Below are 11,274 nucleotides of genomic sequence, written 5' to 3' on the forward strand. Positions count from 1 at the left end.
GGGATTTTAGTGCGAGTGGTGCGGAGTATTTCCGCCGTCGTCGATGATTGTTCCGCTAGCATGAATATTTCCCTGGACGTTTAAATTTCCAACGATGTTCACGTCGGCCTTTATCGCGACGCGGTTTGCGACAATGTTGATTAACTTTCGAGATAAAATTTCAAGAGTAGAGCTTGATGTGTCATAGCTGATTATCGTGCCGTCTTCATATTGCGTTATCTCTTTAGTTTGTGAGCTTCCCTCGGGTTCGCGGCATCCTTGGCTAAAGATCGCGCCCACGGCATATTTGAATCCGCCGTCTCTTAGTTGATGGACGATCGCCTGCTCTCCGATTCTCGGCGGCGAAAACGCGCGTTTGAATGAGTTTGCGCTTTGAACGTAGGGGATGAGCTTTGTTTTCGTGCCTAGGTATTCGACTCTTACCAAGCTTTTATTTTCGCTCACTTCGCAGATCGTGCCGATAAATTGCATCTTTAACTCCTTTAATTTCGCAGTCGAGCAAAGCCCACCTTTGCGATGAAGGACTACGCCCTTTCAAAACCCCTAAAGCCCTGCTTCGCGGGTTCCCTTTTTTTTGTCAAATACTCCAAAGCTGCGTATGATAAACGAAATTTAGCCTCAGTTCGGTCATAACGTAGTCTTTGTCTAAAACTTCGATATTTGAGCGATTTACGGCGTTAAGCGCCATAAAGTTAAATTTGCCCTCAAAGCTTTTTAGCTTATCCAGCACCTTTAAAAGCAGCTCGTCGTTTTTGCTATACGACGAAGCGATCAAATTTATACTCACGCTTAGCTCGTGTTTGATCCGCTCAAAGCTTACGGCCTCTACCGCGTCGTCGGTGTCTTTTATGATAATTAGCGGTAGATTGTCTTTGTCAAATACGTAGATTTCAAAAACCTCAACGCTAAAATTTAAGCTTTCCAAGTGTTTCTTTAGCGCGTCCACGATTTGCGCCCGGACGTTTTGAGTCGGCGGGGGTGTGTTGCCCTGCGTTGGAACTTGTAGCTCTTCTATAAAATATTTTTTTGACATTATTTTTACTCCTCGCGCGAATTAAATCCGCGCTGCGGCGAGGAGTATTTATACTCCCTCGACCCACCTGAAGCACACCGCGACTTACGGTCGCGTCGTATTATTTGTAAAATCATTTTCTAAATTTCTCTTAAAAATAGTCTTTTTAGCACTTGACTTTCGATCACGCTTTTTGTGATTTCGTATCTAGCGCCCAAAATTTCGACTTCATCTTTTAATCTTAGACTTTTTGCATCCTCCAATGTGATTAGGGCGGTTATCTCCGTGCCTACCGCCCCATTTTCGTAAATAATCCTAGAGTTTGCGTTAAAATGGCATTTGATGAGCTTATCCGTCCTTACACATTTCAAATTTATGCTAAAGTTTTGATTTAAGATGCCTTTGACGTCGTTTCTCACCATCTCCAAATCAATCATTTATATTGCCGTTTTCGTCAATTTCTTTAGCCCCGGCGCTTTGTTTGCCTTCAGGCGGTTTTTTGTCGTCTTTTTTAGCTCCCTTGGCTTTATTGGATGCCGACTTTTTATTCTCTTTAGCATCTTTTTTCTCGTCTTTGTTGCTTGTTACTATATCGTTTTTATCATCGTAAGGCGCGATCGCTCCGATGGTTTGCATGCGTGCGATAAAATTTCTATCCGTTCCATCCGGTAGCTCGATGATGTCTCCCTCTTCGCAAAAATCAACGCCGATTAACGTGGCATATAAAACTATATATTTGCTCATTTTTTTCCTTTCTTTTTTACTTTGCAGGCGAGCCGAGCCCGCCTTTACACTAAATTTAAGCCGATGTTTTTGAGATAGCAAAGCTCTTCTCGCGTGCCAGCTTCGCGTCGATGTCGTAAAATGCCTGAAGCAAGACGTTTCCGCCCTCTTGCATTAGCGGCAGGATTTCAAGCGATCCAAACGCTCCGATCCAAATATCCTCAAAGTTTCCAAAGATCACATCGCCCGCTTTTAGGTTGTTGTTTTTGTAGTAGGCGTATCCTTGAAGGTCATTATCTCCGACGTCGATTAGCATGCGCTCGGTGCTGTTGCCGCGCTTCGTGCTTCGTAGCTTGCTGATGTCCGTTCCGTTGATAAAAAACTTCGAGTGCTCCGTATCAAGCCCCGCCGCATCTAGCTTGTCGCCGAATGCCAAAGTAAGCTCCAAAGTAGGCGCAGTCATGTATCCAGCGACGGTCGGCACTCCGCTTGTAGCAAATAGCCCTTTTACGACTCCGTTGCCGTAAAGCAGCGTTTGCTCTATCTTTTTGCGGATCGCGTCTTTTAGCTTTTTAAACGCAAAGCTTTCAAGCTCGAATGCGCTCATATTTAGCATCGTTCTAGTGATGACGATATTTGCGTTTAGTGTATGCGGGCTTAAAGCGATGCTATCAAAGGTTAGATTTTCGGCGTCGCGTCTTTTGCCCTCTTCAACGAAGTCGGCGGTAATGCTAGACGTATCGCGCGGGATAGTCAAATTTGCGCTTAGGTTCGGTAGCCACGTGCAAAAATTTAGCAGTTTGCTATCTTGTTTTAGTTGCTCGATGAGTAGATCGCCGCGGTATTCTCTATTTACCGCCCCGGCTGCGGTCGTCGTGCTTGTTACTCCGTCGGCGAAATTTGCTATAAACTCGTCCGGCAATGCAAAACGCCCGATCTCTTTGCCTCTGTATTCCATCTCACGCGACAAATCGACGTTTCTATCTACGGCTGATTTGATGACGTTTGCGAGGCTAAAGCACGCGCTATTATCTCTTTTTGAGAGGATATTTACGGTTTTTATCTCGCTTTTGGCGTTTAGTTCGGCCATTGCTTTGCTGAATTCGGCGTAGCTCTTGCCTGCGCTTATGGCGGCGAGCGCCTCTTTTTCTCGGCCTAAAATGTGAGCTAGCTCGATAATGTTTGCTCTAGCCTCTTCGCTTGATCTTACTTGCTCGTTTAGTTTAGCAAGCTCGCCGGCGCTTGGCGTTGCGGCTAGTTTTGCGCCCTCTTGCGGCGCGGGTTGTTCGTTAATCGGCATTGGCATATTTTCTCCTTTTGGTTGATTAAATTTCGATATTTTTGCGTTAGGGTCGGCTCCTTGCCAAACGGCCGAGAGCTCTACGATTTCGCCCTCGTAAATTTGGTAATGTTCCACCCCTTCTATTTTGTCCATTTCTTTTATTTTGTAGTTTCCAAATCCAACGCTCACGCTATCGCTAAGCCCGGCTTTGTATTTCGCGTAAGCTTCTTTTGAGCTAGCCACCTCATCGCTAAATTTAACCTTGGCCTTAAAATCTCCGTTTTCAAATTTAGTATCGATTATCGCGCCGATTGCATTTGCAAACGTGGGGTCATGGTCTAAATAAAGCGTTTTTGCGTTAAATTTAACCCTGCTAGTATCCACGCTTAGATAATATTCGTCGCCCCAGAAACTAACTCTTTTATGTAAGTTATTTTTTGAGAGCGCGATAAAGCTAATAGTTTTTGCTTCGTCGTCAAACGCCGCATCTTTGCCTAAATTTACGCTAAAATTGCGTGCGTCTTTTAAAATATTCTCATTCACGGCCACTATTTCCTTTCCTGATTTTTTCTATTTCTTGCAGTTTTTGCACGATTTGCTTCTCTTTTTCCAGCTCGTCGAGATAGGTGTCGTATTCGATCCCTTTTTCTCTCAAAACCTCGATGCGCGTTTTAAATCCGCACTCGATCGCTTTGGCGTTAGCGCTCACTTCCTTGTTTGGGTCGATATATTCCCAGCCTTGCGGCTTAAAACTAAAATGATCTAAAATTTCGCCGTATTCTTTGGGTGATATTCTGTTCATCAAAAGCTCGATTTTTAGCCATTCTTTAAAGATGACGTTGTGCATTTTGCGACGGAGGAAATTTTGCACGCGTTTAAAGCCCCTTCGCTCGCTCGTCGTGCCTTGACGAATCGAGCTATAATTTACCTCGCGCAAATCGCCCGTAAGCGTCGCGTAACTGATACCTAGCGATCGCGCCACTTCTTGGTTGGTGCTTTTTAGGAAAAACTCGATATTGGTCGGATTGTGCGGTTCGACAAATTTAGGCTCGATGCCCGCCTCCAAATACCTCATCGTGCCCGTTTCTACGTTTTCGGGTAGGTCTATTTTGGCGCTTTCGTTCGTTAGCTCTCCCGTGTCCTCATCAAATTCCGGAGCTATCCCGCCTATAACGCCCTCGTCTTTTTGAGTATAAAATCCCGTCATTTCGCTAGCAAGGCGCGCGCGGTTTAGCTCGGCTTTTTTAAATTTGTCTTTTTGGTGGATGTCGAAAATCGCCGTGGCTAGCTTTGAGTTGCCGCGCGTTTGCTCGGCGATCATCGGTTTTTTTATATGGATTATGTCTTTTGCTTCGATGCCGATGCGCTCGTTGTGCTCTCTTTTGACGAAATATCTCACCGGTGTAAGGCTAAATTTACTTTGTTTTTCTATGCCGTAAAATATAAATGCGCTCTCGTCTGTGTAGTCGCTGTCAATGCTTTCGGCACTTATTAGCTCCATTTTGAGCGTTTCGCCGCGCACGAGCCTAATAAACGCCTCGCCGTCTCTATAAAGCGCGTTTAGCGTTAACTCCTCGTAGTCCTCAAAATCATAAACTCCGTAAATGCAGCAATCCTCCTGCCATCTAAAAAATGCGTTTTGAATTTTGGTATTTAGATCTTTATTTTTGGTTGCGATGTCGAGGATAAATCCCTGCTCGCCCAAAACCTCGCTATCTATCATGTCGAAAAAACCGCTAGCAAGACTTACGGCGGTGCTTATGCTGCGCGCTTGATGGCGTAAAATTTTATTAGCGCGATCGGGTTCGATATTTCTAACTAGCCGGCTAAGCTCGCCTTGGTTGATCTCGGGGGCTTCGATGCTCGGGTATCTAAACATCTGCACCTTAACCTGCGGCTTAAAAAATCCGCTTTTGCCTTTGGGTTGTTTTTTGGAAAAAAGATTAAAAAATTTCATCAATATTTACCGCCAAAAACGTATTTAACGCTTGTTTTGCTTGCTCTCATATCTTTTATTAAAAGCGACTTTATGCGCCTTAACTCGTCTATTAGCTCAAGAGGCGAACGTTTTACTATTCTTACGTTGTCGATTTCGTATTCTTTGATTTCGACGCCGTTGCTTAAATTTAATATGACCGCGTCGATTGCTTCGTTTATTTTTACGATTTTCTCTCTCGGTTTTATGGCGTGCTCCTTGCTGGTTGCAAAGTCCGGCGAGCCAAAAGCACTTAAAACACGGCTGGGCGTTTTCCGGCTACGCTTCGCTACGCGCTAGAAATCCCCCCTCGCTCTGCTCGGGTCGCGTTGCTGATTTTGCATAAGCGCCATATTATCAAAATGGCTTTTTTGGTTTATACAAGGGATTTTTAATAATACTTGTGTATAATACACAATATAAGGTTTAAAAAATGAGCAAAAAAGATAAATTATTAAAAGAGCTTGAAAATAATCCGACAAACGTAAGATTTGAGATACTAGAAAAGCTTTTGCTAGATAGCGGATTTGAGTTAAAAAGCATCAAAGGATCTCATCATAGTTTTTCAAACGGCAAACTGCTAATCACGCTACCATATCACAAGCCTATGAAAATTTTCTACGTAAAAGCGGTTTTAAAAGCTACTAAAGGAGAGTAAAATGAAAAAAGATCTAGATTATTACTTAAATTTACCGTATAAAATAGAGTTAAAAAAAATCCCGCAAAGCGAAGGCGGAGGATGGGGCGCGTTTATGCCCGAATTTAACGGCATAGCATTTTTTTACGGTGACGGAGAGAGTAAAAATGAAGCCTTGGATGAGCTTGACGTAGCATTTAGGGCTGCCTTAGAAACTTTGATCGAAAGCGGTGCAATGATCCCAGAACCGATAAGCGAGGAAAAACGCGTGCGCGTAAACGTAAATTTGCCTAAATCGCTGCTTGAGGCGATTGATAAGGTAAGCTCAAATCGCTCTAAATTTCTAACCGATGCAGCGAATTTAAAACTAGCAGGGCTTTAGATTTAACTTTTTAAGCGTATTGTTTGTAAATTTTAGACTCTTTGAGCTCTTTTAGCGTTTCTTCTATTTCATAGTTTAGCGCGCTTTGTGTTTCGTCGCTCAAATTTACGCGCATTTTTATTTTATTGGGGAGGTTATAAAGCCTATTTGATAGCGTCGAGGCTATGTCGCTCAGATCCTTTTCAAGCTTGAAAATAGGTACTGCTTCGCCCCTTTTTTCAGCCAAAATCAGCTTTTTTATCTCGGCATCCGCAAATTCTTTCTGTGCCCTAGCTTCGGTTAGGCCGTAGGTGCTCGTAGCATTTGCTATTTTATACTCGATATAACTTTGGACGCACTCTTTTAAATCCCATTTGTTGCGCCCGATCTTAGTTATCACTCCTTCGTTTTCTAGGTCTTGGATACGCCTTTGGGTAAGAGATAAAATATCGCTTAGCTCTTTAGTCGTCACGTCCATTTTAACTCCTTAACACATGGTAGCGACATAGATGTCATTAGCATGCATCCTCCGATTTTGTAAAAAGCGATAATTCGCTTTCGCATTTTGCTTTTAATGCGCGTTTTTGCTCGGCGATGCTTTGGATGTGGTGCTTTAGCTTGAGGTTGCCCTTGGCAAAATTCTCTATGATGAGATCTATCATGTCACTCTTTTTCATCTCGTAAGCTTCGCAAAGTAGCTCAAAAGTAGATGCGTTGTCAATGCTGATCGTAAAATCGTATCGCGTTTTTTTGATTTTTAGATTATCATGGATTTTTATCATCTTTTGCCCTTTAACGCCAAATTTAGCATTTTTGCGCCGGCATAAGCCAAAAGCGTAATGTCTAGCGCCTCGTTTCGATCCCTGGTTTTTACCCATCGCAGTTTTAAATATCCGTTTTTGTCTTTGGTTTTTTCTATTTTTTCAGATGTAAGCTGCTTAAAAAACTCCTCTTTATAGCTCTCGCTAAAGTGAAAATAGCCCGGCCCCGCCTCGTCGATACGTAGCAATCGGTAGAGCTCGCTTTTGCCTGCATACGTTCCAATCGGCATAAATTTAACGCCCCTTTGGATAATTTTTATCTTGTTTAAAAAAGCAGCTTTACCGCTTTGCTCGCTCAGGCCTTTTGTGGCGATGAAGTTTTTATTTAAACTGACTAGGCGATAAACTCGCTCGGTATTAAATCCGCTATCGATTAGAGCAAGCGAGATAACAAGACTCCTGCCGTCTTCTTTTTTAAATTTCTTACAAAGATATTTATACGTATCCGCCCAAACTTTATCCTGGTCGGTATTGCCCCAAATTTGAACGTGCTCGATACAATATGCCTCTAGTCCCCTGCCCCAGCCGATGAAGTTTATCTCGGTGCGATTATCTTGAATATCCACGCCGGCGGTTATAAATTTAACCTCAGCCGGTAGGCTTTGATCGTTATAGCTCTCAATTCTATTTAAAAATTCGTTTTCGTCAATCTTGATCGCCGGTGGCTCGAAGCTCTCGCATTTAATAGTATTGATAAAGGTTTGAAGCTTAAGGTGGTTGTCTTTTGAACGATACCAATCCTTGACGACGTCCTCCATCGTGTAAAATGGGCTATAAAGCGCGTTTAGGAAAAACCCTGCGACGTCCGAGCGCGGATTGCCGGCGATCCACTCGCCGCCCTTTACTGCCTCGTTTTTTTGCTGCTCGGTCAAAAGCGCGCCGCATTCGCAGCACTGATAGCGCGCACTCTCAAAGATCGGCGCGTCGCTCTCATCTTTATCCCACGCTAAAAACTCAAATTTCATCGTTTGAGCAAAACCGCACTCCGGGCATTTGATATAAAATTTGCGCTGATCGCTAAGCTCGTATTCGCCCTCTATCGTTGAGCTACCCTTGACCGTCGGCGTCGAGCTTATAATGATTTTGCGGTCAAAAAATGTTTTTGTGCGCTTTTCGGCTAGCTCGATACTATCGCCCTCTTTGGTAGGCTCGCATCGGTCGGCCTCATCCACTAGCAAAATCTTAATCGGCTTACTGGCGAGCTTGCTCGGGCTGTTTGATCCTACCAGCGCAAGGTTGCCGCCTTTAAAGTTTTTGATTAGGATCGTATCGTTTGCATCGTTTGAGGTTATGAGATCGTTTAAAACATTGCAATCTCTAAACATCGGAGCTAAACGGCGTTTTGAATAATCCTTGGCGTCCGTATCGTTTGGGAGTAAAAATAAAATAGTGCTAGGCTCTTGATGAATAAAATAACCGATAGCATTATTAATCGTTTCGCTTTTGCCGACTTGCGATCCCCAAAGCAGAACTATTTTGCGGCGCTTAGGATTTGAAATTTCATTCATCGGCTCAACTTGATACGAAAATGCTTTAAATCTTCCGTAGTTGCTTGAGCTCTCACGGCTTAGAATTCTAAACTTCTCAGCCCACTGAGTTAAATTTAATTTCGGCTTGATAAAAATTGCATTTGCAAAAATATCGATAATTTTACCCATTACGTTTTTTTGATTTTATGATTTTTTAAAGGTTGGTTTGTAGTCAGTGGCTCTGTTGATGTCTTTATTTTAGCATTTTTTAGATAAAAATTCAAATTAAAAGCCCCTAAAATACGGATTTTGAGAATATTTCTATACTTTTTTATATAAAAATTATACTTTTTAAGTTTTTATCTCTTTTTTTGTTTAAATTTATTAATAAAAAGCCCTTAAAAACGAAAACGAACCCCCTTAAGTTTCATTATATCTCTCAACTTTTCGCGCGTGAGCCCCCGCAGTAGAAATATTCCCCCGGAAGAACCTAAGTTTATTTGAGCTTATTTGCACCGCTATTAAGAGAGGCTTGCACGTTACGTTTTTAGTTGGATTGCACGCTAACGTTTTAAAATAAACCGCTCACGCATCGCCCACGTCGCCGTTATAGGCGTTTTTTGTATCCGTATAGTTAAGCGGACTTTAAGCAAATCAATAACCCGCGAGTTAAGCGGACTTTAAGCGAGTGTATATCGGGAATTTATCGGAAATTAAGCTACCTCGCGCGCTGCCACGTGTATAAATTTAGCCGCCTGATTTGATACACTCCACACAAAAAAGGTAATAAATGTTAATCGTCATCGATCGTTATATTTTTGAAGTAAAGCACAATATTTTAAGCATATCAAAAACCACTAGCATAAACTTTGACAAGCAAAACACCATCACAAAGCCCGTTTATACCCACCTGGGCGGATACGAGGACGAGGTCAGTTTTGAGGCCGTGATATTACTTGAGGATATGGCGGAGTTTGCCGGCTTTGAGGAGCTCGTTAAGCTCGGTAAGCCGCTTGACATATCGACGTTTGACCTCGCAGACGATAGACGAATTTTTATTACCAAGCTAACACAAAGCGTCGCAAATTTTGTCAAAACCCAGCGAAACGGCGTAACCTACTATACGAAAAAATTGCAAATTTCGGGATATTTGATAGGAAGGGCAAACTAGGCGCAATGAGCTCTAATCGCAATCATCAAGTCCTTTTACGACTAGAACGCGACGTTATTAACGCCATGAATAGAACTTTAACGCGTGCAAAGAAAGAGCAACATAGCCACCTATGTAAACGCCTAAATATAGACAAAAAACTACTATCTAAAAGGCTAAAGCCATATCGAGCAAGACTAAACGATTTAAAAATAAAAATAAAAACGTTCAACGAAAAAATATCCATTAGAGATTTGAAATACGAATCGGGTAGCAACGGTAGCGCAAGAATAATGCCGAGACACGGGATAGTCATAACACTCAAGCACTATAAAATTCAGAAAAATAAAACAAATAAAAAAGATTTTTTTATTTCGCATAAACCCTATAAAATACCGGGCTTCATCACAAAAACCGCATCAAAAGAAGGCATCGTCTCAAGCTATAAAACAAAAAACGGCGTCAAGTATAGCGCACCCAGACCTTATACCACCATAACGCACATGAACGCCGCTATAGTCGATTTTACGCAAAAGGATATAGACGTTATCCTCAATAAAGCCCAAGAAATCTTTAATCAGGAGTTATCAAAATGAAATACCTAGCCAAAGACGGCGACACGTTAGACATGATCTGTTACAAACACTACAATAGCCTAAACGATAGCGTTTATTCACAGTTTTTGAGAGCAAACGAGCATCTTTTGGGCAAAGAAAAACTATCGGGCGGCGATGTCGTAAATTTGCCTGATATAGAAGTCAAAGCCGCAGTAAAGGTTACGTATCTATGGGATTAACGTCAAAATACCTCTCGCCGAGAGTGCAAATTTTTTATAACGGCGTCGATAAAACCTCGGCGATGGACTGGATCAACATCAGCATAACCGACAATGAAGGCAAAGACACCGACAAGCTTAATATTACGCTAGGATACGGCAGCCCAGCGCCGCGTTTTAAAGATAGTATCGAGATTTATATCGATGGCTTCTTTTTAGGGCACTTCATTATTGCCACCATTAAGACAAAATATAAAAGAATTTACGATATAGAGGCTATTTCGGCCAATTTTATGAGCTCATTAAAAGATCGCAAAAGCAGATCGCACATCAAGCTCAGTTATAAGCAAATCATCGAAAATATCGCCAAAGAGCACGGACTAAACACTAAGATAAATTTTGATCGTTCAAACGAAGTCGTAGAGCTTGAGCAGCACGACATGAGCGACGCCGCGTTTTGCGAAAAGATAGCAAATGACCTAGATTTAACCTTTAGTATCAAAAACAAAACGATGATTTTTATCGACAGAGACAAAGTTGCGGATCGCGTGGAATATAGCCTTAACGAGGATGAGTATTTGGAGCTAAATTTTGAGCAAACCGAAATCTCCAATTACGCCTCATGCGAGGTTACGTGGCGAGATACTAAGGCGGGGCAAGATAAAGTAACTATAGCCGGCAGTGGAGCGCCGGTGCTAAAAAGGCAGATTTTTTCAGCAGATAACGAGGCTGAGGCGCTCAAAATCGCAAAAAGCTATCTACAAGGCAAACAAAATAGCGTTTTTAAGGGCAATGTAAGATGTATGGGCGTGCCGTTTTTCGCCGGCGGATACTTAAATTTACAAATAGAGAGTGAAATAAAACGAGTCATCATAAAAAAGATCACGCACACCGTAAACAAATCATGGATCAGCGACATAGAATTTTTTTAAATTTAACGATTTTTGTTACGGTTCGATACACGATTTTATCAAAATTCAACCAAATTTTTTTACGGAGTTAAAACGGAGTAAAGCAAACCTTAAGAATATAAATGCGTGTTTTGAGTGCTTTTATGCTTACGTATTAA

General features: G+C 42.2%; 15 protein-coding genes. 6 read left to right on the forward strand and 9 right to left on the reverse strand.

Going from position 1 to position 11,274, the window contains the following annotated elements:
- Positions 1-6: 6 nt before the first annotated feature.
- The 6 genes from CDOM16190_RS09980 to CDOM16190_RS10005 all read right to left on the reverse strand — a co-directional run bounded on the left by CDOM16190_RS09980 (position 7) and on the right by CDOM16190_RS10005 (position 4,974).
- Entirely contained in the window at positions 7-471 is a 465-nt protein-coding gene (locus CDOM16190_RS09980; RefSeq protein WP_170020621.1) for a phage baseplate assembly protein V, read from the reverse strand.
- 106 nt (positions 472-577) lie between these two features.
- On the reverse strand, positions 578-1,033 hold the full coding sequence (locus tag CDOM16190_RS09985; protein WP_170020623.1) for a hypothetical protein: 456 nt from the start codon (positions 1,031-1,033) through the stop codon (positions 578-580).
- A gap of 119 nt (positions 1,034-1,152) precedes the next feature.
- Positions 1,153-1,449, reverse strand: a complete 297-nt coding sequence (locus CDOM16190_RS09990; RefSeq protein ID WP_170020624.1) for a hypothetical protein — start codon at positions 1,447-1,449, stop codon at positions 1,153-1,155.
- Positions 1,442-1,756, reverse strand: coding sequence for a hypothetical protein (locus tag CDOM16190_RS09995; RefSeq protein ID WP_170020626.1), 315 nt, complete (start codon positions 1,754-1,756; stop codon positions 1,442-1,444). Before CDOM16190_RS09995 ends, CDOM16190_RS09990 begins: the two co-directional genes overlap by 8 nt.
- Positions 1,757-1,811: 55 nt before the next feature.
- The gene (locus CDOM16190_RS10000; protein ID WP_170020628.1) at positions 1,812-3,560 is read right to left on the reverse strand and encodes a phage major capsid protein; all 1,749 of its coding nucleotides are present in this window, start codon (positions 3,558-3,560) and stop codon (positions 1,812-1,814) included.
- A complete protein-coding gene (locus tag CDOM16190_RS10005) occupies positions 3,553-4,974 on the reverse strand; it encodes a phage portal protein (RefSeq protein WP_170020630.1) in 1,422 nt (473 codons plus the stop codon). Before CDOM16190_RS10005 ends, CDOM16190_RS10000 begins: the two co-directional genes overlap by 8 nt.
- Positions 4,975-5,425: 451 nt before the next feature.
- On the opposite strand from CDOM16190_RS10005, the gene CDOM16190_RS10010 reads away from it, so the two are divergent.
- Entirely contained in the window at positions 5,426-5,650 is a 225-nt protein-coding gene (locus CDOM16190_RS10010) for a type II toxin-antitoxin system HicA family toxin (RefSeq protein ID WP_170020632.1), read from the forward strand.
- A 1-nt stretch (position 5,651) separates the two neighbouring features.
- A complete protein-coding gene (locus CDOM16190_RS10015) occupies positions 5,652-6,011 on the forward strand; it encodes a type II toxin-antitoxin system HicB family antitoxin (RefSeq protein ID WP_170020634.1) in 360 nt (119 codons plus the stop codon).
- Between the two features lie 10 nt (positions 6,012-6,021).
- Here the strand turns inward: CDOM16190_RS10015 and CDOM16190_RS10020 are convergent, their stop codons facing one another.
- From CDOM16190_RS10020 to CDOM16190_RS10030, 3 genes are read right to left on the reverse strand one after another with little or no spacing between them, the layout of a single operon-like run.
- On the reverse strand, positions 6,022-6,468 hold the full coding sequence (locus CDOM16190_RS10020; RefSeq protein WP_170020636.1) for a DUF1441 family protein: 447 nt from the start codon (positions 6,466-6,468) through the stop codon (positions 6,022-6,024).
- Positions 6,469-6,505: 37 nt separating this feature from the next.
- On the reverse strand, positions 6,506-6,772 hold the full coding sequence (locus CDOM16190_RS10025) for a gag protein (protein ID WP_170020637.1): 267 nt from the start codon (positions 6,770-6,772) through the stop codon (positions 6,506-6,508).
- Entirely contained in the window at positions 6,769-8,469 is a 1,701-nt protein-coding gene (locus CDOM16190_RS10030) for a phage terminase large subunit family protein (protein ID WP_170020639.1), read from the reverse strand. Before CDOM16190_RS10030 ends, CDOM16190_RS10025 begins: the two co-directional genes overlap by 4 nt.
- A gap of 601 nt (positions 8,470-9,070) precedes the next feature.
- Here CDOM16190_RS10030 and CDOM16190_RS10035 point away from each other — a divergent pair.
- Genes CDOM16190_RS10035 through CDOM16190_RS10050 form a run of 4 tightly spaced genes read left to right on the forward strand, consistent with a single transcriptional unit; the run spans position 9,071 to position 11,137 of the window.
- Complete coding sequence (locus CDOM16190_RS10035) at positions 9,071-9,451, forward strand: hypothetical protein (protein WP_170020641.1); 381 nt, start codon at positions 9,071-9,073, stop codon at positions 9,449-9,451.
- Positions 9,452-9,456: 5 nt separating this feature from the next.
- A complete protein-coding gene (locus CDOM16190_RS10040) occupies positions 9,457-10,026 on the forward strand; it encodes a hypothetical protein (protein ID WP_039888142.1) in 570 nt (189 codons plus the stop codon).
- A complete protein-coding gene (locus tag CDOM16190_RS10045) occupies positions 10,023-10,226 on the forward strand; it encodes a tail protein X (protein ID WP_170020643.1) in 204 nt (67 codons plus the stop codon). The genes CDOM16190_RS10040 and CDOM16190_RS10045 overlap by 4 nt, the downstream gene beginning before the upstream one ends.
- Positions 10,217-11,137 carry a phage late control D family protein gene (locus CDOM16190_RS10050; RefSeq protein WP_170020646.1) on the forward strand — a complete coding sequence of 307 codons (921 nt, stop codon included), beginning with the start codon at positions 10,217-10,219 and terminating at the stop codon, positions 11,135-11,137. Before CDOM16190_RS10045 ends, CDOM16190_RS10050 begins: the two co-directional genes overlap by 10 nt.
- The last annotated feature ends 137 nt before the right edge of the window (positions 11,138-11,274 follow it).

The organism is Campylobacter sp. RM16190, from assembly GCF_012978835.1.
In the GTDB taxonomy this organism is placed as follows: domain Bacteria; phylum Campylobacterota; class Campylobacteria; order Campylobacterales; family Campylobacteraceae; genus Campylobacter_A.